This is a genomic window from Microbacterium azadirachtae, assembly GCF_025583665.1.
Classification (GTDB): Bacteria; Actinomycetota; Actinomycetes; order Actinomycetales; family Microbacteriaceae; genus Microbacterium; species Microbacterium azadirachtae.
Genome location: NZ_CP099706.1, coordinates 453,681 through 479,617 on the forward strand (window position 1 = coordinate 453,681; position 25,937 = coordinate 479,617).

Below are 25,937 nucleotides of genomic sequence, written 5' to 3' on the forward strand. Positions count from 1 at the left end.
GGCCACGCGGTTCAGCGGGCCTGGCGTGCGCGCCACTCCTCGGCGAGCATCGCGTAGGTGAACCCGTCGATCCACCCTCTTTCGGCGTGCCAGGAATCCCGGACGCCGTGCTGCTCGCGGCGCATGCCGAGCTTCTCCATCACCCGCCACGACGCGACGTTGTCGGCGAAGCATCCGGCGGTGACCCGGTGGACCCCGAGGTCGTCGAAGGCGAGCGACAGCAGCGCGGAGGCGATCTCGGTGGCATATCCCCGCCCCGCGTGCGCCGGGTCGATCATGTAGCCGATCCCGGCTTCGGCCTTTCGCCATGGACCGTCCGGCACGTGCATCTGCCCGAGGCCGTCCGGCCGCCTCCCGCTCGGCGCTACTCCCCGGGGAGTATGCGGGGTGCGCCCCGCGGACGGATCTGCGTCCGCGGGGCCGCGCGTAGCATCGGAGGATGCCCGACCAGCCCCACGACAGCGCTCCGAGCGCGTCGACCGCGTGGTTCGGCCCCGACACCGGTCGCGTTCCGCTCGGACCGTCGCAGCGTGTGCAGCTGATCGCGCCGATGGTGCTGAGCCTGCTCGTGCAGGTGCCGGCGGGCGTCTGGGCCGCGGCGCACGCGCCCGGTCACGGCCTGCACTGGCGACTCGCCCTGCACCTGGCGCTCGCGGTCGCCGGGCCGTTCGCGCTCCTCGCCGCGCGGCGTCTGCCGGGCCCGACCGTCGCGCTGGTCTCGGCGTTCGCCCTGGTCGACGTGCTGACGGCACCGGTGTACGGCCCGCCCTACGTGGCGCTCGCCTTCGCGATCGCCCTCGCGGTCGCGCGCGGCGCCGTCATCTGGGCGGCCGTCTCCGTCGCCACCGGGTGGGCGACGGCGATCCTCGTCGGCGTCGCCATCGGGCGGATCTGGCATCCGGGACTCATCGTCGCCGCCACGGTCGGCCTCGCGCTGAGCTTCGCCGTCGGCGCCTTCGTGCGCACGCGCGGTGCACGGATGGCGCAGGTGCGGGCCGACGCGCAGCGGCGACGGCGCAGCGCGGAGGAGCGCGAGCGGGTGCGCATCGCCCGTGAGCTGCACGACGTGCTGGGGCATGCTCTGTCGCAGATGAACGTGCAGGCCAGCGTGGGGCTGCACCTGTTCGATCGGGATCCGGAGCAGGCGCGCGCCGCGCTGCAGAACGTGAAGGACACCTCCAAGCTCGCGCTGGAGGAGGTGCGCGGCGTGCTCGGCGTGCTCCGCGACGGCGAGGTGCCGCTCGTGCCGCAGGCGGAGCTCGCCGAGCTTCCCCGGCTCATCGCGGGGCTCACCACGCCGGGCCTCGAGATCGCGCTGGACGATCGCCTGCAGGGCACCGCGCCCAGCCGTGCGACGCAGTTCGCCGCCTACCGCATCGTGCAGGAGGCGCTCACCAACGCGGTGCGGCATGCGCAGGCCGGGCATGTGCGTGTCGTACTGGAGCGGCGGGACGAGCCGGATCCGGTTCTCGTCGTGACGGTGACCGACGACGGGCGCGGCTTCGCCGGGGCGGATCCGACGGTCTCCGGGCGCGGCGGCGTGCTCGGCATGCGGGAGCGTGCCGCGCTCCTCGGCGGCGGCGTCGACGTGGGCGACGGCCCCGAGGGAGGTGCGCGCGTGGTCGCGACGCTTCCGTGGGGGAGGGCCTCGTGATCCGGGTGGCGCTGGCCGACGACCAGCTGCTGGTTCGCGCGGGGTTCCGCGCCCTGCTGGACGCGGAGGACGGCATCGAGGTGGCCGTCGAGGCGGCGGGCGGGCGAGAGCTGCTGGAGGGGATCCGGCGGACGCCGGTGGACGTCGTGCTGATGGACATCCGGATGCCGGACGGGGACGGGCTGTGGGCGACCGAGCAGATCGCCGCGGATCCGGCGCTCGCGGGCGTGCACGTGGTGATCGTGACGACGTTCGAGCTCGACGAGTACGTGGTGCGGGCGGTGCGCGCGGGCGCCGCGGGCTTCCTCGTCAAGGACACCGAGCCGGCCGATCTCGTGCGCGCCGTGCGCGTCGTCGCGGCGGGCGAGGCGCTGCTCTCGCCCGGGGTCACCCGGCGTCTGCTCGAGCGGCTCATGGTGGGGCTGCGCGATGCGCCCGACCAGCGCCTGCTCGAGGGCATCACGGAGCGGGAGCGCGAGGTGCTGCGTCTGGTCGGACAGGGCCTCACGAACGACGAGATCGCGGTGCAGCTCTTCCTCAGCCCCCTCACCGCGAAGACGCACGTCTCGCGGATCATGGCGAAGCTGCACGCCAGGGATCGGGTGCACCTCGTGGTGCTCGCGTACGAGACCGGACTCGTCGCACCCGGCTGGCAGTAGGACCCGGCGTCCGTGGCGGGAACGTGATTCAGGGAGCGAAGTCTGCTCCGGGTCCGGGCTGCGGAGAGCGAACATCGCTCCTCGAACAGGACCACTACTCCCCGGGGAGCACGCGGAATCACTCCCCGGGCCGGATTCGGCGGCGGGCACGGATCGCGAGGCTGGAGGCATCGGTCGAGATGCGACCGAACCGATCCAAGGATGGTCACTCATGATCGCAACCGTCGCGGCCGTCGCCGCGCATCCCGGCCACATGGGGTTCCACCCCTTCTGGCCTGTCTTCATCATCGGCCCGCTGATGTTCCTCGTCATCGTCGGCCTGCTCGTCGCCCTCCTCGTGCGCCGCCGCCGCGGGGGGTACGGACCCTGGGGCGGACCGCACGGTGCTCCGGGCGCTCCCGGAGCCTCGGCGCCGTGGGCGGCCAGACCGCAGACCAGCGGCGCGGAGCAGGTGCTCGCCGGCCGCTTCGCGAACGGCGACATCGATGAGACCGAATACCGGGCGCGGCTCGAGGTGCTCCGCGCGAACCGTCCGGAGGCCTGAGCTCGACGATTCGGGCCTGAGCCCGATCACGGTGGCCCGTCATGCCCGCGCACGGCGGGCCACCGATGCGCGCGAGAATGGAGGCATGCCCCTGCCGCCGATCCTCCTCCCCGCGCACGGAGGCGGGAGATGACGGAGGGCGCTCGCGACAGCTCGCGGACGGCGCAGATCTCGTCGGATCTGCGCCGGCGGATCGCGGAGGGCGGCTTCGCCGCCGGAACCCGGCTGCCCAGCGAGGCAGCGCTGAGCGCGGAGTACGGCACGACCCGCAGCGTGATCCGCGGGGCGCTCGCACGGCTCGCGCGGCTCTCGCTCGTGGTCTCCCGCCCACGCGGCGGCTGGATCGTGCAGGCCGCGCACCAGACGCAGGGCTTCGACCGCATGCAGTCGTTCACGGAGTGGGCGAGCGAGGGCGGCCGGGTCCCGGGAGGATCCATCACCTCCCGCACCGTGGGGCCGGCGGATGCGCGCGAGGCGCAGCTGTTCCGGATCCGGCTCGGCGAGCCCCTGCACCGCTTCGTGCGGCTGCGCACCCTCGACGACCTGCCGGTCATGATCGAGCGGTCGGTGTGGGCGCCCTGGGTCTCCGACGTCGTGGCGCTCCTGCCGGACGACGTGCGGTCGACCACGGCCGCGCTCGCCGATGCGGGGATCCGCGTCGCGTCGACGAACCACCGGATCGAGGCGGCCGCCGCGACCACCGAGGATTCCGCGCTGCTCGGCGTGCGCCGTTCCAGCCCGCTGCTGCAGGTGGGGCGCACGACCACGACGCGGGAGGGACGGCTCGTGGAGATCGGCGTGGACCGCTACCGCGCCGGGGCGATCGCGTTCGAGATCGAGGCGGGGCAGACGGTCCGCACCGCGCTCTGAGCGGGGCGCCGGGCGGAGGCGGCGGACCGGCCTCCGGGGGCGTTTCGTCTCGGTCGGCTGCGCCGCCCTCGCTCAACGACCGGGGCGCGGCGAAACAGCCCAGCGAAGCGGCCGAAACAGCCCAGCGAAGCGGCCGGAACAGCCCAGTGTGCACGCTCGGCGGCCGGATCCGGGGCTGCGGCGGCCGGGGCCACCGGCTCGTCCTCGTGCGTTCACCGGCTGTTCCCCTGCCCTTGCTCTCCTCGAGGTCGGCGCCGCATCCGGGTGCCGCCCCGCCGTTTCGAGGAGCGTCCATGTCCAGCGAGCCCGTCCCCTTCACCCCGGACCCCTACGACCGGCCGCAGACCGTCCCGGACGAGGTGCTGCGCAGCGGCATGACCCGTCGTGGCATGCTGCGCGCGCTCGGCCTGCTCGGCGGTGCGGCCGCCGTGGGCGCGGGCCTGGGCGCAGGGGTCTCGGCTTCGTCCGCCGCGGCCGCTGCCGCTCGCGGCGGAGCGCAGGCCGCGGGCACGTCTCGCGCCTACGCGCTGCCGGAGGGTTTCTCGGGCGACATCACCGACATCAAGCACGTCGTGATCCTCATGCAGGAGAACCGCTCCTTCGACCACTACTACGGAGCCCTCCCCGGAGTGCGCGGCTTCGACGACAAGCAGGCGCTGCGCTTCCCCAACGGCACCGACGTGTTCTCCCAGCCGCAGGGCTCGTCCTTCGTCAAGCCGAGCCGGGTGACCACGGTCGCCGGGACGACCACGGGGCTCGACCACTCGTACTCGGGCGGCACCTCGGCCTGGGCCGGCGGCCGCTACAACAACTGGGTCGGCGCGAAGGGCGCCAACACCATGCACTACGTCTCCGGCGAGGAGATCCCTTGGCAGTACTCGCTGGCGAGCGCCTACACGATCTGCGACAACTGGCACTGCTCGGTGATGGGGCCCACCACGCCGAACCGCCTGTACGCGTGGACCGGCACCTCGGGCGGCGTCGTCGACAACGGCGGCGAGTCCAACGGCACCCGCGCGTGGCAGACCTACCCCGAGGCGCTGCAGGCCGCGGGAGTCTCGTGGCGCATCTACGTCGACAACACGAACAACGGATCCAGCTGGGTGGGCGACTACACCGACAACCCGATCCGCGGGTTCTCGGCGTTCACCACCTCCGGTTCGACGGCGACCGACCTCGCGAACTGCGGCGATGCGGCCAAGAACGCCCCCGGCACGGGCCTCGTCTGGCGCGCGGGCTCCGCGCCCTATGCGTCGACCGGCGTCGTCAACAACGACAGCGACGCGAACCTGAACGGCGTGCTGAAGGACTTCATCGCGGCATGCAAGCCCGGCGCTCAGTACCCGCTCCCGCAGGTGTCGTGGATCGTTGCCCCCTACAGCTGGTCGGAGCATCCCTCCGCCAACCCCGAGCACGGCGCGCACTTCTCGAACCGGGTGATCCAGACCCTGCAGTCCAACCCGGACATCTGGAAGAGCACGCTGCTCATCATGACGTTCGACGAGAACGACGGCTACTTCGATCACGTGCTGCCGCCGTTCGCCGAGCCGGGGACGCCGGGCGAGTACAACGGATCCACCCCGATCGGATACGGCGCACGCATCCCGACGATCCTCGTCTCGCCCTGGACGCGCGGTGGCTGGGTCGGCACCGAGACCTTCGACCACACGTCGCTGATCCGGTTCCTGGAGACCTGGACCACGGCGATCGGCACCCCGGCGCTGTCGACCACGATCACCGCATGGCGGCGCGGGATCAGCGGCGACCTCACGAGCGCGATGGACTTCGCGCACCCCGTGATCGACATCCCCTCGCTGCCCGACACCGACGCACTGGTGCAGATCGCCAGGGCGGGCGGCACGATCGGCACCCAGGTGCCCCCGGCGGACAAGTGGTCGAGCACGCCGCTCAAGCACCGCCCCCTGTCATACCACCCGCACGGGGTGTTCGTGGAGGACCGCAAGACGGGGAAGGTCAGCGTGCAGCTGAGCCTCGTCGGCGGCCCCTCGGGCAAGGCGGTGAGCCTGCAGGCGTTCCCCGACAGGTACCTGCCGTTCGCCAACACGCCCTACACGGTCTCGGCGGCGAAGCCGGCGGCGCACGTGTGGGATGCGACCGCGCAGGACGGCCGGTACGCGTTCTCGGTGTACGGGCCCGACGGATTCGTGCGCTCGCACGCCGGCACGGTGGTCCCGGCGGGCCAGAACGGGGCGGGAGTCCCCCGGGCCGAGGTCGACCTGGTCGCCGGTGAGAACCCGACCGTCGAGATCTCCCTGCACAACGACGGCCGCCAGCGGGTGCACTTCGAGCTCGTGCCCAACGACCACGCCGGCACGGCGCAGCGCGTCTGGGTGAAGCCGGGCGGGACCGAGAAGGTCACCTGGCCCACCGACGAGGGCTACTACGACGTGGTCATCACCGCCGACACCGGCGCTGGCTGGCGGCACCGCTACGCCGGCCGCGTCGCGCAGCTCCCCGCCTGACGGCCGCCGCCCGAGCGCCGTCCTCGCCGCCCCCGATCCGATGGAGACCCGCATGCCCCTCCCGCGCCGGCCCCTGCGCCGCTTCGTCCTCGCCGCCCTCGCCGGGGCCGCACTCGTCGTCTCGACGCTCGCCGCGTCTCCGGCCGCGGTCGCGGATCCGGTCCCCTCTCCCTCGTCGACCGCCGCGCCCTCGCCGACCCCGACGCCGGATCCCGCGCCGTCCGCCTCGCCGACACCGGATCCCGCCCCGGCGCCCACCTCGGCCCCCTCGCCGACGACGCCCGCGGCGCCTCCGGCACCGGCTCCGCGCGCCGCCGTGCCGGGCGCCATCGCGCCGGTCGCGGCGTACACGTTCGACGCCGACGCCGGATCCACGGTGAAGGACGTCTCCGGCAACGGCAACGACGCGACGTGGATCGGGTCCCCGGGGTATCGCCCCGGCGTCTCGGGGTCGGCGGCGACGATCGGGCTCGGCGCGAACTACGTGAAGCTGCCGCTGGTGGCGGGCAAGACCGACGGATCGGGGAGCTTCTCCTACGAGTTCTGGATGTCCGAGCAGAACCGCACCTCGTACGGCACGCTCATGAGCAACCAGGACTTCGCGTCCTGCAACAACGCGGGGCTGACGCTCTACAACCAGACCACGCAGGGCGTGCTGCAGGCCTGCTGGGGCACGACGGCGGGCGGCACGAAGCGCTACCTCAACGGCGCGTCGCCGAACATCGCCGGATCCTGGCATCACGTCGCCGTCACGGTCGACCGCACCGCGAACGTCATCATCGTCTACACCGACGGCGTCGAGACCAAGCGCTCGGCCGCCGGCGAGGTGACGGCGTCGACGAACCTGAAGAGCGGCTACGCGTTCAACATCGGCGGATTCAGCGGCAGCGAGAACGACGTCAGCGACGGCTACGTCAACGCCGCGATCGACGACCTCCGCTTCTACAGCGCGGTGCTGCCGCCGGCGCAGATCGCCGACGACTACGCGGCGCTCAAACCCGACACCGGCACCTACACGGTCGCGTTCGACGGCAACGGCGCGACCTCGGGGACGATGGCGACGCAGACGCTCACGATCGGCAGCACCTCGGCCCTCCCCGCCAACGCCTTCGTGCGACCCGGGTACCAGTTCCAGGGGTGGGCCCTGAGCCCGCGCGGCCAGGTCGTCTACACCGACGGGCAGTCGGTCGCCGATCTCACCGTCCGCGCCGGCACCACGGTGACCCTCTCCGCGATCTGGAGCCGGCTGCGGGCGCCCGGCGACACGGTCGCGCCGTTCGCCTCCTACGACTTCGAGACCTCCGACGGCGCCACGATCGCCGACTCGTCGGGGCGCGGCAACGACGCGACCTGGTCGGGGACGCCGTCGTACGTCGCCGGCACGACAGGCAAGGCCGCGTACGTCAATGCACCGGACGGCAGCACGCGGGGTGTGAACTTCTTCTCCCTGCCGCTCGTCCCCGGCCGCACCGACGGATCCGGCAGCTTCTCGTACGTGTTCTGGCTCAAGGAGAAGTCGTCGAGCTCCGACTCGCCGATCGTCTCGAACCAGGACTTCCGGCACTGCTACAACCGCGGATCCACGCTGTACAACACGGCGGGCAGCCCAGGCATCCTGCGCGGATGCTTCGGGCAGGACGGCACCTCGACGACGCAGAACTACCTCGCCGGGGCGAGCCGCACCTCGGTGATCGGCGCCTGGCATCACGTCGCGGTGGTCGTGGATCGCTCTGCAGGCACGATGACCACGTTCGTCGACGGGGAGCAGACCGCGCAGAGCACGAGCCTCGGCTCGGGGTTCTCGCTCGTCAGCGGATACCCGTTCCGCGTGGGCGCCGAAGGATCGCTGCTCGACGACGGCGACGGCTTCGTGAACGCCGCGATCGACACCTTCGACTTCTACGACCGCGCGATCTCGGCGGCGCAGATCCAGAACGACTACACGGCGACGCACTCCGGCGACGTCGTGACGGACGGATCCACGCTCGCCACCGGCTTCGTCTCCGGCGTGCTGCGCGCCCCGGCCGTGCGTGCAGGGGGACAGGTGTCGCAGACCGTCGCCGGCCTCTGGAACGGCGGGACCGTGACCTCGTTCACGAAGGTCGAGGGCGACGACTGGCTGAGCGTGGACGATCACGGCGTCGTCTCCGGCACCGCGCCCGCGCAGGCCCCGGCCGATCCCGGCTTCCTCGTCGTCGAGGCCGCGGACGGCACGACCACGGCGCGGATCGAGGTGGAGGTCCCCGTGATCGCGGCCGACGCGGCCACGCCCTTCGACGCGGTGACCTGGAACCTCTGGGACGCCGGAGGGCATGTCAACGACGCCGCGCTGAAGAACCTCGCCGTGATCGCCGAGAACGGCTTCGACGTGATCGGCGTGCAGCAGGACGGCGGCACGGCCGCCACCGCTCTCGCCAAGGCCCTGGGATGGAACGCGCTCGAAGGGCCGGGTGGCGTCGGGCTCCTCTCGCCGCATCCGCTCACCGCGCGCACGGTCGTCGGCGAGCAACCGGGTCTCGGAGCGACGGTCGACGTGCTGGGCCGCCCGGTGCGGGTGTGGGCCATGGGGCTGGACCGCACCGGCTACGGTCCCGAGGCCGCGTGCCTGTCCGGTGTCACCGACCCCGCCGCGCTCGTCGCCTCCGAGCGGGGGAGCACCCGCTACGCGCAGGTCGACGCGCTCGCGTCGGCGATCTCGGGCGAGACGTCCGGCGCGACCCCCGTGGTGGTCCTCTCGGATCTCGAGTCCCCCTCCGGAGCGGACTGGACCGCGGCGACCGCGGATGCGCACTGCGGGGTCGGCGCCGTGGACTGGCCCGTGCCCGCGCGCCTGCGCCAGGCCGGCCTCACGGACGCGTACCGCACCGCGAACCCCGATCCCGTGGCCGACCCGGGCGACACGTGGTCGCCGCTGGTCCTCAAGACGCCGGCCGGCGCCGACGAGCCGCAGGACCGCATCGATGCCGTGCACTGCGCCGGATCCTCGCTGCAGGTGCTCGGCGCGAACACGGTCGTCGCCGGCTGGCCGTCGCCGACCGCGGTGCTGCGCAACGCCTGGGCGAGCAATCATCGCGCCGTGGTGGCGTCGTTCTCGATCGGCAAGGCCGCTCCGGATCCGTCGTCGCTGCCCGCCGTCGTGGCGAGCGCCGACGGCCGCACGGTGACCCTGCACACCGTCCCCGCGGGGGCGGCCGGCATCGAGTACCGCGTCGGCGGGGGCGCCTGGCAGCCATACGCCGCGCCCTTCGCGGTGCCCGGCACCGCGGCCGCGCTCGTCGAGTACCGTGCCACCGACCAGGGCGTGAGCGGGCCGATCTCGAGCCTGGTCCTCGCGGCCGGCGGTGCGGAGGCGGTGCAGGATCTGCAGCCTCTCGGATCCGCCAAGACCGTGCTGCGCGGCGAGGCCATCACGGGTCTCGGCGCGCGCGTGACCGACGCGTCCGGCAACGGCGTCGCCGGCGTCGACGTGGTGTTCACGATCGCCGGCGGGGTCTTCGCCGGGGGAGCGACCACGGCGACCGTCGCGAGCAACGCCGCGGGCATCGCGGTCGCGCCCGGTGCGACGGCGGCGACGGCCGGCGCGGTGACGATCACCGCGGCCGTCCGCGACCGCACCGCGACCCTGCCGCCGATCACGGTCGTCGACGCCGCCACGACGCTGACCGCCGACGTGCAGGTCACCCCGTCCGTGGTCTCCGGCAAGGTCGTGCTCTCGGTCACGGTGAAGAACACCGGATCCGCCGCCGCCGACGTGAAGATCGCCACCAAGTACGGCACGCGCTCGTTCCCGGCGGTCGCGCCGGGGGCCACGGCGTCCGCAGCGGTCAGCACGTTCCTGACGGCGATCCCCGCGGGAACCGTGACCGTCACGCTGACGAACGGATCCGGCATGGCGACCATCCCGACCCCGTATCCGGCCACGCGATGAGCGCCGGCACCGGATCCCCTCCGCGGCCCACCCGACGCCGCGCACACACCCACGCAGGAGGCAGGACCATGACCACCCGGAACTCGACGACGGATCGCGGCGGAGCCGTCGCAGGCGACCGCGGCTGGACGCGACGGCGCGCGCTCGCCGCAGGCGCCTGGTCGGTGCCGGTGGTCGCGGCGGCCGTCGCCCTGCCGCAGGCCGCGGCGTCCGCGCCGATCGTCGTCGACCTCGTCGGCGCCGTCGACGACGCGCAGACCTATCCGTTCTCCGCCGCCGGGGACACCGCGCCCCTGATCTTCCAGGTCTCGGGGAGCGGGCCGATCCCCGCCGACGGCACCGCAGAGCTGGTGAACGCCGCCGCGATCGCCTCGTGGGACGAGTCCGTCCTCCTGCAGGGTGCGACGGCCTCGGCGACGATCGACCCCGACGGGACCCTGATCCTGCCGATCGTGGCGCTCGCCGCCGGCACCTTCCCGGTCGTGGTGCACGTGGGGCCGGTGAGCCGCACCTTCGTGATCACGCTGGTGCAGGCGTGACCCGCATCGCGCGGGGCGGCGCCGTTGCGCTCGCGGTCGCGCTCGTCGCGCTCGCCGCGGGGCTGCTCAGCGGCTGCACCGCGGGGGCGCCCGGTGGGGCGGGGCCGTCGCCGTCGTCCTCCGCCGCGCAGCGCGGGCCCACGATCCGCGTGGTCTCGCCGGAGGGCGGGGTGCGCGCCGGCGACGAGGTGCGCCTCGTCGTCCGCGCCACCGACGACGGGGCGCCGCTCGCGGGGCGGGACGCGACGTTCGAGGTGGTCTCGGGACCGGCGGAGTACCCGGGCGGATTCGAGACCTCCACCACCGACGCGGACGGGGTGGCGAGCTCTCTGGGCCTGCGCGCGGAGGGGACAGGCCGGGTCACGATCCGGGTCGCGGTGGGCGCGATCCGCAGCGACGTCACGATCGATGTAGGGCGGCCCTGACCTCGAACGGCGCACATGAGCGGGCTGGGAGATCCTGATGCGTGCGCTGTGAGCCGGGCTCTGCGGGGTCGCGAGCTCTCGCGCCGCCGCCGCGCGCGGGAATAGCATCGCCCTCGGTCAGCGGCGACCGCCGATGGCCGAATCAGAGTCTGGAGATCCCGGATGCGCAGAAAAGTCCTCGGCGTCGCCCTCGCGGTCGTCGCCACCGTCGCCGCCACGTTCGCCGGAGCGGGAGCCGCCAATGCGGCGCCGCCGCCGAAGAGTCCCATCCCGAACTCGACACCGGGCTGGCTCAGCCATGCGACCAAGGGAGGACCGGCGACCGGATCGGTGAGCGCGCGCGTCTACCTCGCGCCCGCCGGAGGCCTGGACGCGCTCACCGCGTTCGCGTCCGCGGTGTCGACGCCCGGATCCGCGCAGTACAAGCAGTTCCTCACGGCGGCCCAGTACCACGCGAAGTTCGACGCGCCGCAGTCCACCGTCGACGCCGTGACCTCCTGGCTCCAGGGCGCCGGGCTCAAGACCACGGTCGACGCCGCGCACCGCTACGTGGACGTCACCGGCGGCGTGGGCAACGCGAGCAAGGCGTTCGGGGTGACGATCTCGAACTACACGCACGACGGGCTCACGGTGCAGGCGCCCGACGGCGCCGCGAGCACGCCGGGCGCGCTCGCGGGCGCGGTGATCGCGGTCGGCGGTCTGGACACGACGCCCACGCTCGTAGAGCCGAAGACGCAGAAGCCCGCACCGCCGGACGGCGGCTTCCGCAACTCGCCGATCTGCGGCAAGACCTACGGATCCGCGACGCCGGGCAACCTCGCGACGCCCGACGGCACCGTGCTGCCGCCGTTCGACGGCAAGACGCTCCCGTACTCGCCGTGCGGCTACACCGGACCGCAGCTGCGCAGCGCCTACGAAGCCGGGCTCACCGGCGGCTGGGACGGCACGGGCGTGACGGTCGCCATCACCGACGCCTACGCGTCGCCGACGATCGAGGCCGACGCGAACCGGTACGCGAGCGACACGGGCGACAAGCCGTTCGCGGCCGGCCAGTTCTCGCAGAACCTGCCGAACGCGTACACGAACGTCAACAGCAACAAGTCCAATCACCAGTGCGGCATGGCCGGCTGGTACGGCGAGGAGACCCTCGACGTCGAGGCCGTGCACGCGATGGCACCCGGTGCCAACATCCGTTACTACGCGGGCAAGAGCTGCATGGATCCGGATCTCCTCGACACCTTCACGCGCATCAACGACGAGAACGTCGCGAACGTCGTGACGAACTCGTGGGGCGGGACGGGCGACGTCGTGAAGCCGTCGCTGCTGCTGGCCTACCAGACGGCGTTCCTGCAGGGCGCCGCCCAGGGCATCAGCTACGTCTTCTCCTCGGGCGATGACGGCGACAACGTCGCCAAGATCGGATCCGCGCAGACCGATTACCCGGCCTCCGACCCGTACGTCACGGCCGTCGGCGGCACCTCGACCGCGATCACCGACGCGGGCATCACGGGCGAGACCGGCTGGCAGACCTCGAAGTACGTGCTGAAGGACGGCGCGTGGTCGCTGAGCAACGCGTTCCTGTACGGCGGAGGCGGCGGCTACTCGTCGAACATCGCCGAGCCGCAGTACCAGAAGGACGCGGGCATCGTCAGCCCCAACGGCGGGCGCGCGGTGCCGGACGTCTCGATGGACGGCGATCCGACCACGGGCATGCTCGTCGGCCAGACGCAGACCTTCACCGGCCAGGCGGCCTACGACACCTACCGGATCGGCGGCACGAGCCTGGCATCCCCGCTGCTCGCCGGCATCACGGCGCTGAAGATCCAGGCGGGCGGCGGCACCGGGCTGGGCCTGCTGAACCCGACGATCTACGGCACGCAGGGTCAGGGCTTCCACGACGTCACGGGCGCCGGCATCGACGAGGGCGCCATCCGCGTCGACTACGCCAACGGCCTCGACGCCACCGGCGGCTACGTCTACTCGGTGCGCACCTTCAACGGCGCCACTTCGACGCAGACCGTCGGCACGGGCTGGGACACGGAGACCGGCTGGGGCAGCGCCCGCGCCGGCTGGGTGCAGTAGCCGCCCTCCGGGGCAGGGGCGCCCTTCGTCTCGTCGGTCGCTGAGCGAGCGGCGCGAGACGAAGGGCGTCACCGACGCCGCGCGACGTACCGGTGCTCGGGGCGTCCCGTGCTGCCGTAGCGCAGCTCGAGGCGCACGAGGCCCGACTGCTCGAGCTGCGTGAGGGCGCGCTGCGCGGTGGTTCGGCTGATGCCGATGTCGGTCGCGATCTCCTGCGCCGAGGCGTCCGTGCGCCGCGCGGTCACCGCGTCGAGCACGGCCTGCAGGGTGGGCGCGAGGCGGCGTCCCTCGTCGGGGACGGACGCGGGGGCCGGGCGCAGGAGGTCGAAGAGCCGGTTCACGTCGTCCTGGGTCGCGGCGTCGCCGAGCGCGGCGATCCGCTCCTGCGCCTGGCGGAAGGCCGTGAGCCGCTCCGCCAGCTCGGCGAACCCGAACGGCTTCACCAGGTAGTGCAGTGCGCCGAGCTGCACCGCGCGCCGCACGGTCGCGAGGTCGTTGGCGGCCGAGATCACGATCACGGCAGGCCCCGTGCCGGATCCTGTCGACGGATCCGGATCCGGATCCGGATCCGCCAGCAGCTGCCGCACCACGTCGAGGCCGTCGCCGTCGGGCAGGTACACGTCCATGAGCACCAGGTCGGGGCGCAGCTCGCGGGCCTGCCGCAGCGCCTCGGCCGCCGAGCCCGCCTGTCCGACCACGCGGAAGCCGGGCACCGCCTCGACGAAGCCGACGTGCACGCTCGCGACCCGGAAGTCGTCGTCGACCACGAGCACCGTGGAGTCCGCCAGGCTCACCGTTCTCCTCCCCTCACGTCTATTTGCGCCGAACCGTGGCGTTCGGCCCCGGTTTCCCACGGTTCGGCGCAAATAGACGGAGCGGTGGGGCGGGGGATCACGACCGTGAAGGCGGCGCCGCCGTCGCGGGCCACCGACACGGTGCCGCCCAGCCGCGAGGCCGTGGTGTGCACGAGCGAGAGGCCCAGGCCGCCGTGCCGGGCGAGGGATCCGCGCTTGGTCGTGTAGCCGCTCTCGAAGATGCGCGGGATGGATCCGTCCGGCACGCCCGGACCGTTGTCGGCGACGCGCACGGTCAGCGTCTGCGGGGTCTCCACGATCGCGACCGTCACCCGGCGCGGCGCGGGGGAGTCGGCCAGGGCGTCGAAGGCGTTGTCGATGAGGTTGCCGAGGATCGTGACGAGGGCCTGCAGCCGGTCGGGGGCGGATCCGAGATCCGTCTCGGGAGCGATCACGAGGTCGATGCCGCGCTCGTTCGCCTCGGCGGCCTTGCCCAGCAGCAGCCCGACGATCATCGGCGCCTCGATGTGCGTGCGCAGCGTGCGGTCCAGGTCGGCCGACGTGCCGCGGATCTCGTTCAGGTACTGCAGCGCCTCCGGCGCCCGGCCGAGCTCCAGCAGCCCGGCGACGGCGTGCATCCGGTTCGAGAACTCGTGCTGCTGCGCCCTGATCGACTCGGCGAAGCTGCGCTCGCCGTCGAGCTCCTGGCTGAGCCCGGTCACCTCGGTGCGGTCCTGCAGGGTGAGCACGGCGCCGTGCGGCCGGCCGGCCAGCGTCACCGGCATACGGTTGAGCACGAGCACGCCGGAGTCGGTCACGGCGATCGCGTCCTTCACCTCGGTGGTCCCGGTGAGCGCGTCGCGGATCGGGCTCGCCGCGAGCACGTCGTCGAGCCGGCGTCCGCGGGCGCCGTCGGGCAGCCGCAGCAGGCGCTGAGCCTCGTCGTTGACGACCGTGATGCGTCCCGCCGGGTCGATCGCGATCACGCCCTCGCGGATCCCGTGCAGGGTGGCCTCGCGCTCCTGAAGGAGGTGCGCGATCTCGTCCAGCTCGAGGCCGAACGTGCGGCGCTTGAGCACGGCGGCCAGTCCGAAGGACACCGCCGTGCCGATCGCGAACGCGAGCACGATCCAGGTCGCGTAGATGGGGAGCTGGCCGAGCAGCTCCGCAGCGACGCTCGACTCCCTGATGCCCACCGAGACCTCGCCGATCACCGTGCGCGAGGTGCCCGCGAACACCGGGACCCGGGCGTTCGCGGTGGTGCCGGTCGCGCCGACGTCGGTGCCGCGGTGCACCTGTCCGTCACGGGCGACGACGTCCTCCGACACCTTCCGGCCCACGAGCGTCGGATCCGGATGCGAGTGGCGCACGCGATCCATGTCGATGACCACGACATAGGCGGCGCCGGTGCGCTGCTCGGTCGCGGTCGCCAGCTGCTGCACGTCGCCGTCGCAGGAGGAGGGGCCTGACGAGAGGCAGCGCTGCACGGCGGGCATCTCCGCGAACGTCTGCGCGATGTCGGCCGCGCGGTCCTGATAGTCGCTGGTCAGGTTGGCGCGGGCGGTGACGGCGAACAGCACGAAGCCGATCAGCAGCGAGGCGCTGAGGATCGCGACCTGAGCCAGCAGGATCAGGCTCGACAGTCTTCGGATCCGTCGTCGCATCACCTCCGGATTCTCTCATCGTCGCCCCTGTGCGAACCGTGCGCAGAACGCCCAAAAGGTGCGGCAACGCCCGAAACGACGGGCAATGCGCGCAAGCGCGACAGCGCCGGGGGCGCGGGACGAGCATCGATCCATCGCCCGGCGTCGTCGCCGCGGCGAGCAGACACAGACAGAGAGGTCTTCGTGCCATGAGCGACACACGTTCCCCGGGTGCCGGCCGCACCCTCGATGCCGGCGGACCCGCCGCGGGCATCGAGATCGTCGGCCTCACCAAGCGCTTCCTCACCCCGAAGGGCGACACGTTCACCGCGATCCGCGATGTGACCCTGAGCGTCGAGCCGGGGCAGTTCTGCGCGATCGTCGGCCCGACCGGCTGCGGCAAGTCGACCACGCTGGCGCAGGTCTCGGGACTCGAGCGTCCCAGTGCCGGATCCGTCAGCGTCGGCGGTCGCATCGTCGACGGGATCACGCAGGGCGTGAGCTACATGTTCCAGGCAGACTCGCTGTTCCCCTGGAAGACCGTGCTCAACAACGTCATGGTCGGCCCGGTGCTCACCGGCACGCCGAAGAAGGAGGCCACGGTGCTGGCGCTGGACTGGCTGCGCCGGGTCGGGCTGGCCGGCTTCGAGGACCGCTACCCGCACCAGCTGTCCGGCGGCATGCGCAAGCGCGTCGCGATGGCGGCCGCGCTCATCAACCGGCCCCGGATCCTGCTCATGGACGAGCCGTTCGGCGCGCTGGACGTGCAGACCAAGGCGATCATGCAGACCGAGCTGCTGCAGCTCTGGGAGGAGCTGCGCCCCTCGGTGCTGTTCATCACGCACGACCTCGACGAGGCCGTCGCGCTCGCCGACCGGGTGGTCATCATGACCTCGAGCCCCGGCACCGTGAAGGACGTGTTCGACATCGACCTGCCCCGCCCGCGCGGCGACGTGCAGCAGATCCGGCACGAGCGCCGCTTCCTCGAGCTGCAGGGGCAGATCTGGGAGTCGCTGCGCGAAGAGGTCGACCGTGCTTACGCGCAGACGGCGGCGGTGGCGGCATGAACGACGTGCTCTCGACCCCGCCCCAGACGGACCTCACGGGTCAGCTCGGCTACGCGGCCGACGACCCGCGCAACGTCTTCCGTCCCGAGGCCCAGACCGAGGCCGAGCTGCAGGCGGCGGGCCGCCGCGCACGCCGCCGTCACACCACGTGGGTGTGGGTCGGGCGGATCGGGTTCGCGGTCGTCGTGTTCGGCGGCTGGCAGCTGTTCACCGAGCTCGGCTGGGTGGACAGGTTCTTCTTCGGGCAGCCCACGGCCGTGTGGGACAGCCTGGTGCACCTGTTCACCGTGGGCACGGCGTTCGGATCCATCTGGGAGAACCTGTGGGTCACGGTGCAGGAGGCGCTGCTCGGCTTCGCGGTCGGCACGCTCGCGGGCATGGTCGTCGGGATCCTGCTCGGCAGCAACCGCTACCTCGCGGAGGTATGCGGGCCGTACATCAAGATCGTCAACGCGATCCCGCGCATCGTGCTCGGCTCGATCTTCATCGTCGCCTTCGGCCTCGGGATGCCTGCCAAGGTGCTGCTGGCGGCCGTGCTGGTGTTCTTCGCGGTGTTCTTCAACGCCTTCCAGGGCGTGCGCGAAGTGGATCCGAACCTCGTCTCCAACGTGCGGGTGCTGGGCGCGTCGCCGCTGCAGGTCGCACGGCACGTCACGATCCCTTCGGCGATGACCTGGATCATCGCGAGCCTGCACACCGCGTTCGGCTTCGCGATCATCGGCGCGCTGGTCGCGGAGGTGCTCGGCGCCCAGCGCGGCATCGGCCTCATCATCAGCCAGGCGCAGGGGTCGTTCGATCCGAACACGGTGTTCGCCTGCATGGTCATCATCGCGGCGTTCACGCTCGTCGCCGAGTACCTGATCTCGCTGCTCGAGAAGCGGGTGCTGCGCTGGCGTCCCCCCACCCGCTCCGAGGCGTCGTCGATCTGACGAGCCGGAGCAGAACCCTCCCTCACCAGGAACGCCGACCCGATCGGCGCAACGAAAGGAAAACCACATGAACAAGCGCGGCATCGTCGCCGTCGCGGCGGCCGGAGCACTGGCGCTCAGCCTCGCAGCCTGCAGCGGCGGAGCATCCGGATCCTCCGGATCCTCCAGCTCGGCGGGAGCCGGCAACGGCACCCCCGAGACCGTGAAGATCATGGTCGGCGGCATCGACAAGCAGATCTACCTGCCGTACAAGCTGGCCGATCAGCTCGGCTTCTACAAGAAGTTCGGCGTGAACGTCGAGCTCTCCACCGAGCAGAACGGCGGTGTCGGCGCCGAGGATGCGATGATCTCCGGCCAGGTCGACTTCGCGGGCGCCTGGTACAACCACACGATCGAACTGCAGCCGAAGGGCAAGGAGGTCATCGACGTGGTGCAGCTGTCCGGGGCTCCCGGCGAGCGGCTGATGTGCACCGACAAGAGCGGGGTGAAGAGCGCCGCCGACATCAAGGGCAAGAACATGGGCGTGACCGACCTCGGGTCGGGCACCGACAAGCTCACCCAGTTCATCGCGCACAAGGCGGGCCTCTCCACGAGCGACTACCAGACCGTCGCGGTGCACGCCGGCGCGACGGCGATCGCGGCGCTCAAGCAGGGCTCCGCCGACTGCGCGATGACGACGCAGCCGACCGTGACCGCGCTCACGAGCCAGAAGGTCGCTGACACGGTCGTCGACCTCGCCTCGACCGAGGGTGCGAAGAAGGCCCTGGGCGGTGCATGGCCGGCCGCCGGCCTGCTCGGTCGCTCGGAGTGGGTGAACAAGCACAAGGACGCGACGCAGCGCGTCGTGAACGCCCTGGTGGCCACGATGCACTGGATCGACGAGCACTCCGCCGCCGACATCGCGAACAAGCTGCCGGCCGAGTACGTGAACAACTCCACGATCACCAAGGACCAGTACATCGCCGGTCTCACCACCGACAAGGGCCAGTTCCTGCCCGACGGCATCATGCCCGCCGGTGGACCCAAGACGGTGCTGGACATGGAGAAGCAGCTGGGTCTGGACACGTCCAAAGTCGATCTGAGCAAGACGTTCACGAACGACTACGCGCAGAAGGCCAACAAGGACGCCGGCACCAAGGTGTCGACGACCCCGGCCGGATCCGACGGCTGAGCCGGATCAGATCCGTCCACACGGCGGAACCTGATGCCGGGCGCTCCCCCGCGGGGCGCCCGGCATCCTCGCGCGTCTGTCGCCCCCAACCCCTCGCGGAGAGCGCTCGCCGCAGGTCAGACGAGCATCTCGGTGCGGGCCCTCCCGCCGAGTCGGGGCGTGCGCAGCCGATCCGCCGAGGGAGGGGGCAGGAACCACACCTTGGCCCTCACGCCCACGCCGTCCACGCGGATGTCCCAGCCGTTGTCATGGATGAGGTGGTGGCAGGTCTCGCAGAGCAGCACGCCGTTGTCCAGATCGGTTCTTCCGTGATCGCGCGCCCACCAGGCGATGTGATGGGCCTTGGTCATGCCGGGGGGAAGACCGCAGAACGCGCACCCGCCGTCCCGCTCGGCGAGGGCCAATCTCTGGGCCGTGGTGAAGAAGCGCTGCTTCCTGCCCCAGTCGAGGATGTCGCCCTTGGACCCGCAGACCCAGGGGATGACCCCGCCGCCCGCCGCCATGCGCCGCACGGTCGTGGTGCTGACCGGCTGCTCGATGCCGTCGATGAGGCCATGGCCCGTGCCGTTGCGGAGGTCGTCGAGCCCGATGCGCACGACGACGGTGGCGCCGTTGAGGGAAGCGGTGCTCTCGCAGGTCAGGGTGTGCTCGGCGAGATGCACGAGGGCGTCGGCCTGGATCGCAGACACGCTGCGTCGGTCGGCATCCGGCGCGGACGGGTCGCGCCCGTCTCGCTTCGCCGCGAACTCGGCGGAGACGAATCCCTGGATCGCCGCTTTTACCGGGGCGCCGCGTGCGGGGTCGAGCGTCGCGTTGATGTGCAGCATCCCGTCGCGCTCGAACATCGACAGCGCCGCCCTGGCTCGCAGCTCGTCTTCGCGGGGAGCGACGCCGTCGGGATCGAGATGGGCCTCCCACCGCGTGATCATCCTGCGCACGTCGTCGTGCGACAGCCCGGGTGCGCGCTCTGTGAGCGCCCTTTCGGCGTCCGCGGCGCGGGCGCCATCCGTCGTGCGTCGGATCCTGTCGAGGAAGACGATGATCGCGCTCGCGGCCGCCGCGCTCAGCCGTCCCTCGCGCATCGCGGCCTGCACCAGCGGGAACCGGGAGGGGCGGGTCTGCCCGAGGAGGTTCGTTCGCGGCGCGATCGCCTCGCCGACCTTGACCAGTCTCGCGGCCTCGCCCGTGGACGCCCCCGTCGTGGTCGCGATGAGCTGCGCCGCGTTGCGGAAGCCCTGCTGCCGCGCGAGTGACTGCGGGCCGAGCTCGGGGCGCGACTCGTATGAGATCCGGTTGCCTACGACGGACTGCAGGCCCTCGGCGAGACGCTTCACGAGGCCCAGTGCGTCGTTGACGGCGAGCAGTTGCGGACGGCTGAGCGCGGTCGATGTCGGCGCAGCACCCCACGCATCCTGGAGGAGCCGAGTGGCTTCCAGAAGCGGATCGAGGGTGATCTCCATGCCACGACTCTAGTCGAGATTCGAAGATAGCTTCGAAGTTATCCACAGGTTCGCGCCTGGGGAGTTCGGCGTCAGCCTGCGGCCCGTCCTCATGCGCGTTCTGTTCAAGCGTGCGGCGCGGGGCGTCCGTACGGTCGGAGGCATCCACGAGCGGGAGGTTCGATCATGAGCAAGGTCATCTGCGGTCTGTCCGTGTCTGTCGACGGGTTCATCACGGGACGTGATCCCCGGCCGGGGCACGGCCTCGGCGACGGCGGCGTGCTGTTCGACTGGTACGGCAGCGGGGATGTGCCGAGCGCGGTGTTCGCGGGCTTCCGGCTCTCGGCGCCTAGTGCGAGGGTGTTCGACGCGCTCGCGTCGCGCGTGGGGGCGAGTCTTGCGGGGCGCACGACCTATGCCGATTCCGACGACTTCGCCGGAGGCGCTCCGCATCCGACGGCCCCTCTCGTGGTGCTGTCCCATGAGGCGTTCGCCCCGGCCAACGAGCGGCAGACGATCGTGAGCACCGGCCTCGCCGACGCGGTCGCGGAGGCCAGGCGGCTCGCCGAAGGCAAGGACGTCGGACTCATGGGCGGCGTGCTCGTCACCGAGGCGCTCGAGGCCGGGCTCGTCGACGAGCTCATCCTGCACCAGGTGCCGGTGCTGCTGGGGGCGGGCCGGCGCTTCTTCCACGAGCTCCCGCGGCACATCGCGCTGCGGATCCACGAAGTGGTGCCGGCGCCCGACGTCACGCACCTGCACTATCTCGTCGAGCACGCCGGCCGCGCCGACGAGGGGGGCGCGCGATGATCCTCGTCACGGGCGGGCTCGGGATGATCGGCGCGCACACCGCGGCGGCGCTGGCCGACCTCGGCGAGGAGGTGGTGATCACGGCGCATCGCCGCACCGACGTGCCCTCGTTCCTCGCCGGACGGGCGACCGTGGAGACGGTCGACGTCGCGGACCGCGATGCGTTCCTCGCCCTCGGCGAGCGTTACGACATCGGTGGCATCGTGCATCTCGCCGGCAGCATCCCGGAGCCGGATCCGATCCCGTACTTCCGTCGCGACACCGCGGCACTGCTCACCGCGCTCGAGGCTGCGCGCACGTGGGGGGTCGCGCGCTTCGCCGTCGCGGGCAGCATCAGCTCCTACGAGGGGCTCGCGCAGAGGCCGTGGACGGAAGACCTCGCCCTGCCTTCGGCGGTGCCGCCGCATCCGATCGCCGCGTTCAAGAAGGCCGTCGAGCCGCTGACCCTGTTCGCCCTCGCGGGCACCGGAGTGCATCCCGTGCTGCTGCGGATCGGCAGCACGTGGGGGCCGCTGATGGATCCGGAATCGCCGTTCAACCCGGTGCCGTCGACGGTCGGCGCCATGCTGCGGGGTGAGCGCCCGCGTCCGCTTCCTGCCGCGGGAGGGGACTTCGCCTACGCACCGGATTCGGGAAGGGCGATCGCGCTGCTCATGACGGAGCCCTCGCTCGCGCACACCGTGTACAACGTGTCGAGCGGTGTCCCGTTCGCCGCGGGAGAGCTCGTCGAGGCGCTGAACGCCGCGCTGCCCGGATCCGGTGGGGCGTCGGTGCCCGTGGAGACTCCGGAGGGGACGCCGGAGGATGCGCCGTATCTCGACACCGCGCGGCTGCGCGCGGAGACCGGCTTCGCGCCGGCGTTCGACCTGCGCGCGGCGGTGGCGCACTACGTCGGCTGGCGTCGGGAGAACGCGCGCTGAGGCGCCGCGCACAGGGTCTTGCCTAAATTACTCAAATGAGTAATCATGGATCCATGACACCGACGCGCAGCTACCGGACGACGCAGGAGCGCCGTGCCGAGATCATCGAGGCGACGGTGCGGGTGCTCGCGGAGCAGGGCTTCGCGGCCGCGTCGTTCGCCCGGATCCGCGAGGTCGCCGAGCTCAGCAGCACCCGCATGATCTCCTACCACTTCGTCGACAAGGCAGCCCTCATGGGCGCCCTCGTGGAGCACATCGTGCAGCAGGCCGCCGCCGTCATGGTGCCGGCCATGGAGGCCGAGGTCACGTGGCGCGGCAAGCTCGGGGCGTACCTCACGAGCAACCTGCGGTTCCTCGCCGACAACCGGCTCGCGGCCCGGGCCGTGATCGAGGTCATCCGCAACGCGCCGCGCACCGACAACGACCTGCGCGAGGACACCTCGGCGCTCCTCCTCTCGCTGCTCCTGACGCAGGGGCAGGAGGCGGGGGAGTTCCGCGCCTTCGATCCGCTGGTGATGGCGCGCTCCATCCGCGCCACCATCGACGCCTTCGCCATGACCATGCCATCCGAGGAGGCGGCGACCGCGGCGGCGATCGACGAGATCGTCGCGCTCTACCACCGGGCCACCCGCCCGGAAGGAGGATCCTGATCATGACCCTTACCGTCGACCGCCTCGCCGCGGTCCGTCCGGCCCTCGACGCCGTGCGCCGGCTGTGGTGGCTGTGCGCCGCGGTCTCGCTGATCGCTCTGGCCGTCGCCGCGGTGCTCGCGATCGTGGATCCCGCGGAGGTGAACTGGGTGGTGTGGCTGCGCGGTTCGGTCGTCGCGGTGGCCAGCCTCGTGTTCGTCGTCGTCACGAGGGCCGCATCGCGCGGCAGTCGTCGTGCCTTCACGCGGATGCGATGGATCTCGATCATCGCGCCGATCGGGATCGGGCTGATCATCATCTCGCCCGACTCGGGGTATCCGCTCTGGATGAAGATCGAGCAGGGGGTCATCGGGATCCTCATCGTCGCGATCGCGGTGCTGCTGAACCGCGGCTCGACGCGGGCGGCCTTCCCCAAGCAGGGCTAGGCGTCATGGCCGACACGTACCGGGAGCGGGCGCCGAGCGCCGCGCTGGGCGGTGCGGTGCGCACGATCTGGGTGCAGAGCGTCGGCGAGGTCCCCGCCGTCCATCGCCATCTGCCCACGGGCGGCGTGGAGATCCATGTCGTGGTAGGGCAGGGGGCGCGGCTCCTCGGTCCGCTCACCGGGCATCGGCTCGAGGTCATCCCGCCGCGCACCACGATCCTGGGGGTGCGCTTCCGCCCGGGTGGCGCGCCGCCGCTGCCTCTGCCGCTCGAGGAGCTCGTCGATCAGAGCGTGCCCCTCGCGGAGATGTGGGGCGGTCTCGCCGACCGTCTGCAGCACGACGTCGCCGCCGCAGGCACCCTCGAGCGCGCGATCGGCGCGCTCGAGGCGTTCCTCCTGCAGTGGTTCCGGGTCGGCCGTGCGGCGGATCCGGTGCTGCGGGCCGCGGTCGCGGCGCTCATGCCGTGGCGGCCGGTCGAGGTCGGCGCCGTCGCGGCAGGAGTGGGCCTGTCGGAGAGCCAGCTTCGGCGACGCGCGCTGAGTGCCATCGGACTGAGTCCCAAGGTGCTGCAGCGCACCCTGCGGTTCCAGGGCTTCCTCGCGCTGGCCCAGGCTCACGCGACGCCGAGCGGACGTGTCGGCCGCGACGGCATCGCCGGACTCGCCGTGGATGCGGGATATGCCGACCAGGCGCACCTCAGCCGCGAGTGCCTGCGGCTGACGGGGCAGACTCCGCGAGAGCTGCTGCACGGCGACGTCGAGCGCTGCGCCTGCGGGCACGACCACTCCGCGTCGTATCGCCCGTTCCTCGCGGGCCGGCTCCGCGCGGGTCCGGTGCCGGTCACGACCGTCTGACGCGATCGACGGGCGGCCCGCACGACGAACGGCGGCCCTCCGCAGAGGCGCCGCCGTTCGCGTCCGTGCGTGTCAGCGTCGCGTGGTGACGGGATCCGCGGATCCTGTCTCCTGACCGGGCCGGTTCCGATCGTCCGCGTCGAGCGCGCGCAGGTCGGCGCCTTTCGTCTCGCGCGCTGCGGCGACGGCGACGAGCGTGATCGCGCAGGCGATCGCCACGTAGACCGCGACCGGAGCGCTCGAGTGGTACTGCGCGAGCAGGCTGGTCGCGATGATGGGGGCGAGCGAGCCCGCGAAGATCGATGTGACCTGGTAGCCGAGGCTGACTCCCGAGTAGCGCATCCGGGTCGGGAACATCTCGGCCATCAGCGCCGGCTGGCCGGCGTACATGGCGGCGTGGAAGACGAGGCCGAGTGCGATGGCCGCCCAGATGACGATCGGGCTGCCGGTGCTCATCATCGGGAAGGCGAAGAAGCCCCAGACGGCGCCGAGCAGGGCGCCGGTCGCGTAGACGGGCTTGCGGCCCCAGCGATCCGACAGTCGTCCCCACAGCGGGATCACGAGGAAGTGCACGACGTGGGCGCCGGCGAGGATGAGCAGCGTCGCCGAGGTCGCCTCCTTCACGGTCTGCGTGAGGTAGACGATCGAGAAGGTCACGACGACGTAGTAGAGGATGTTCTCCGCGACGCGGAGGCCCATCGCCACGAGCACGCCGCGGGGGTAGCGGCGCACGACCTCGAGGGGTCCGAAGCTCTTCGCCGCCTCCTGCTCCTGCTGCTCCTTCATCTCCAGGAAGATCGGCGCCTCGGTCACCTTGGTGCGGATGTACCAGCCGATCAGCACGATCACGGCCGACAGCCAGAACGCGATGCGCCAGCCCCATCCGAGGAACGCGTCATGCGTGAGGGTGGACGACAGCACGAACAGCACCAGTGTCGCGAGCAGGTTGCCGACCGGTACGGCGGCCTGCGGCCAGCTGGCCCAGAAGCCGCGTCGCTCCCGGGGGCTGTGCTCGGCGACGAGCAGCACCGCGCCGCCCCACTCGCCGCCGATCGCGAAGCCCTGCGCGAAGCGGAGCAGCACCAGCAGCGCGGGTGCCGCATAGCCGATCTGCGCGAACGTCGGCAGGCAGCCGATCAGGAACGTCGCCGCCCCGATGATGAGGATGCTCGCCTGCAGGAGGCGCTTGCGTCCGTACCGGTCGCCGAGGTGGCCGAACACGATGCCGCCCAGCGGCCGCGCCACGAACCCGATCGCGTAGGTGACGAAGGCGGCGATGATGCCGCTGAACGGGTCGTCCGACGGCGGGAAGAACACCGTGCCGAGCACGAGCGTCGACGCGGAGGCGTAGAGGAAGAACTCGTACCATTCGACGACCGTGCCCGCCATCGATGCGGCCACGACCCGTCGCAGACCCGAGGGGGATGCTGTCTCGTATGCCATCAGTGCTCCTTTGCACGTCCAGTTCGGCTGTCGACTCCCCAGCCTGCGGGCAACGCGACGATGCGACAATGGCCATTTGCGGCGAACACGATGTGCAGAATCGCACACCGCGACCGGATCCGCCCGATGATGTCCTGCAGGCTGAGCATCGCGTGTGAAGGGCGCTGGGCGTCGCGTGTGAGAAGCCCGCGATCCCGGCGGCAGCCCGGGGCGGCGCGTAGCGTCGAAGAATGAGCACTCTCTATTACGGAAGCTCCGAGCACGCCATCGAGATCGAGGACTACGCCCTCGCCCACCTCAAGGTCGTGATCGCGACGAAGCTCCGGCGCAACGAGAGCTTCACCCTGTCCTGGCGGCACGACGGCGATCAGCCGCTGGGTCGCTCCACGATCTGGCTGCACCCGTCGATCCAGCTCCGGTTCGAGTTCGACGACCCGAATCCGCCCGAGCTGGACCCGGCGCGCATCCAGGCGATCGCCAATTCGGCGAACACGTCCGGCGGGATCCTGATTTCGGAAGAGGCGACCCTCGCTCTCGCCTGATCCGCGACGACCACCCCGCCTCCCGGAGAGGCGGGGTGGTCTCGTTCCCGTGGTCCTTTCCGGATC

At 71.8% G+C, this 25,937-nt stretch carries 23 protein-coding genes; 18 read left to right on the forward strand and 5 right to left on the reverse strand.

Going from position 1 to position 25,937, the window contains the following annotated elements:
• Positions 1–11: 11 nt before the first annotated feature.
• Positions 12–278, reverse strand: coding sequence for a GNAT family N-acetyltransferase (locus NFX31_RS02080; protein WP_420847424.1), 267 nt, complete (start codon positions 276–278; stop codon positions 12–14).
• Positions 279–439: 161 nt separating this feature from the next.
• Here NFX31_RS02080 and NFX31_RS02085 point away from each other — a divergent pair, with 161 nt between their 5' ends.
• From NFX31_RS02085 to NFX31_RS02125, 9 genes are all read left to right on the forward strand, one after another.
• Positions 440–1,654 carry a sensor histidine kinase gene (locus tag NFX31_RS02085; RefSeq protein WP_262956630.1) on the forward strand — a complete coding sequence of 405 codons (1,215 nt, stop codon included), beginning with the start codon at positions 440–442 and terminating at the stop codon, positions 1,652–1,654.
• A complete protein-coding gene (locus NFX31_RS02090; protein ID WP_262957232.1) occupies positions 1,651–2,313 on the forward strand; it encodes a response regulator transcription factor in 663 nt (220 codons plus the stop codon). The genes NFX31_RS02085 and NFX31_RS02090 overlap by 4 nt, the downstream gene beginning before the upstream one ends.
• Before the next feature lie 211 nt (positions 2,314–2,524).
• Entirely contained in the window at positions 2,525–2,857 is a 333-nt protein-coding gene (locus NFX31_RS02095; RefSeq protein WP_262956631.1) for an SHOCT domain-containing protein, read from the forward strand.
• A gap of 129 nt (positions 2,858–2,986) precedes the next feature.
• Positions 2,987–3,727: a GntR family transcriptional regulator gene (locus NFX31_RS02100; protein WP_045249570.1), complete on the forward strand. Its 741-nt coding sequence runs from the start codon at positions 2,987–2,989 to the stop codon at positions 3,725–3,727.
• Between the two features lie 293 nt (positions 3,728–4,020).
• Complete coding sequence (locus NFX31_RS02105) at positions 4,021–6,210, forward strand: alkaline phosphatase family protein (protein WP_262956632.1); 2,190 nt, start codon at positions 4,021–4,023, stop codon at positions 6,208–6,210.
• A gap of 52 nt (positions 6,211–6,262) precedes the next feature.
• The gene (locus NFX31_RS02110; RefSeq protein WP_262956634.1) at positions 6,263–10,138 is read left to right on the forward strand and encodes a LamG-like jellyroll fold domain-containing protein; all 3,876 of its coding nucleotides are present in this window, start codon (positions 6,263–6,265) and stop codon (positions 10,136–10,138) included.
• A gap of 68 nt (positions 10,139–10,206) precedes the next feature.
• Entirely contained in the window at positions 10,207–10,677 is a 471-nt protein-coding gene (locus NFX31_RS02115; RefSeq protein WP_045249571.1) for a hypothetical protein, read from the forward strand.
• The gene (locus tag NFX31_RS02120; protein WP_262956635.1) at positions 10,674–11,102 is read left to right on the forward strand and encodes a DUF4198 domain-containing protein; all 429 of its coding nucleotides are present in this window, start codon (positions 10,674–10,676) and stop codon (positions 11,100–11,102) included. The genes NFX31_RS02115 and NFX31_RS02120 overlap by 4 nt, the downstream gene beginning before the upstream one ends.
• A 162-nt stretch (positions 11,103–11,264) precedes the next feature.
• Positions 11,265–13,184 carry a S53 family peptidase gene (locus NFX31_RS02125; RefSeq protein ID WP_262956637.1) on the forward strand — a complete coding sequence of 640 codons (1,920 nt, stop codon included), beginning with the start codon at positions 11,265–11,267 and terminating at the stop codon, positions 13,182–13,184.
• Between the two features lie 68 nt (positions 13,185–13,252).
• Here NFX31_RS02125 and NFX31_RS02130 read toward each other — a convergent pair whose 3' ends face one another.
• Positions 13,253–13,978 carry a response regulator gene (locus NFX31_RS02130; RefSeq protein WP_248700369.1) on the reverse strand — a complete coding sequence of 242 codons (726 nt, stop codon included), beginning with the start codon at positions 13,976–13,978 and terminating at the stop codon, positions 13,253–13,255.
• Positions 13,975–15,642, reverse strand: a complete 1,668-nt coding sequence (locus NFX31_RS02135) for a sensor histidine kinase (protein ID WP_262957233.1) — start codon at positions 15,640–15,642, stop codon at positions 13,975–13,977. The genes NFX31_RS02130 and NFX31_RS02135 overlap by 4 nt, the downstream gene beginning before the upstream one ends.
• 188 nt (positions 15,643–15,830) lie before the next feature.
• Here NFX31_RS02135 and NFX31_RS02140 point away from each other — a divergent pair, with 188 nt between their 5' ends.
• The 3 genes from NFX31_RS02140 (at position 15,831) to NFX31_RS02150 (ending at position 18,788) form a co-directional block, all read left to right on the forward strand.
• Positions 15,831–16,688 (forward strand): ABC transporter ATP-binding protein, encoded by an 858-nt coding sequence (locus tag NFX31_RS02140; RefSeq protein WP_045249574.1) that lies wholly within the window; start codon positions 15,831–15,833, stop codon positions 16,686–16,688.
• Positions 16,685–17,617, forward strand: coding sequence for an ABC transporter permease (locus tag NFX31_RS02145; RefSeq protein ID WP_082072060.1), 933 nt, complete (start codon positions 16,685–16,687; stop codon positions 17,615–17,617). The genes NFX31_RS02140 and NFX31_RS02145 overlap by 4 nt, the downstream gene beginning before the upstream one ends.
• A 67-nt stretch (positions 17,618–17,684) precedes the next feature.
• Positions 17,685–18,788: an ABC transporter substrate-binding protein gene (locus tag NFX31_RS02150; protein WP_262956639.1), complete on the forward strand. Its 1,104-nt coding sequence runs from the start codon at positions 17,685–17,687 to the stop codon at positions 18,786–18,788.
• A gap of 116 nt (positions 18,789–18,904) precedes the next feature.
• Here the strand turns inward: NFX31_RS02150 and NFX31_RS02155 are convergent, their stop codons facing one another.
• Positions 18,905–20,248: an HNH endonuclease gene (locus NFX31_RS02155; RefSeq protein WP_262956640.1), complete on the reverse strand. Its 1,344-nt coding sequence runs from the start codon at positions 20,246–20,248 to the stop codon at positions 18,905–18,907.
• A gap of 165 nt (positions 20,249–20,413) precedes the next feature.
• On the opposite strand from NFX31_RS02155, the gene NFX31_RS02160 reads away from it, so the two are divergent.
• From NFX31_RS02160 to NFX31_RS02180, 5 genes are read left to right on the forward strand one after another with little or no spacing between them, the layout of a single operon-like run.
• Positions 20,414–21,037: a dihydrofolate reductase family protein gene (locus NFX31_RS02160; protein WP_262956641.1), complete on the forward strand. Its 624-nt coding sequence runs from the start codon at positions 20,414–20,416 to the stop codon at positions 21,035–21,037.
• Entirely contained in the window at positions 21,034–21,957 is a 924-nt protein-coding gene (locus NFX31_RS02165; RefSeq protein ID WP_262956642.1) for an NAD-dependent epimerase/dehydratase family protein, read from the forward strand. The genes NFX31_RS02160 and NFX31_RS02165 overlap by 4 nt, the downstream gene beginning before the upstream one ends.
• A 53-nt stretch (positions 21,958–22,010) precedes the next feature.
• Positions 22,011–22,607, forward strand: a complete 597-nt coding sequence (locus NFX31_RS02170) for a TetR/AcrR family transcriptional regulator (protein WP_262956643.1) — start codon at positions 22,011–22,013, stop codon at positions 22,605–22,607.
• Positions 22,608–22,609: 2 nt separating this feature from the next.
• Positions 22,610–23,032: a hypothetical protein gene (locus tag NFX31_RS02175; RefSeq protein WP_091478937.1), complete on the forward strand. Its 423-nt coding sequence runs from the start codon at positions 22,610–22,612 to the stop codon at positions 23,030–23,032.
• A gap of 5 nt (positions 23,033–23,037) precedes the next feature.
• On the forward strand, positions 23,038–23,886 hold the full coding sequence (locus NFX31_RS02180; RefSeq protein WP_262956645.1) for a helix-turn-helix domain-containing protein: 849 nt from the start codon (positions 23,038–23,040) through the stop codon (positions 23,884–23,886).
• Positions 23,887–23,958: 72 nt separating this feature from the next.
• Here NFX31_RS02180 and NFX31_RS02185 read toward each other — a convergent pair whose 3' ends face one another.
• A complete protein-coding gene (locus NFX31_RS02185) occupies positions 23,959–25,329 on the reverse strand; it encodes an MFS transporter (protein ID WP_262956646.1) in 1,371 nt (456 codons plus the stop codon).
• Between the two features lie 230 nt (positions 25,330–25,559).
• Between NFX31_RS02185 and NFX31_RS02190 the strand changes: the two genes are divergently transcribed.
• Positions 25,560–25,871: a DUF7882 family protein gene (locus NFX31_RS02190; protein WP_045249583.1), complete on the forward strand. Its 312-nt coding sequence runs from the start codon at positions 25,560–25,562 to the stop codon at positions 25,869–25,871.
• Positions 25,872–25,937: the final 66 nt, after the last annotated feature.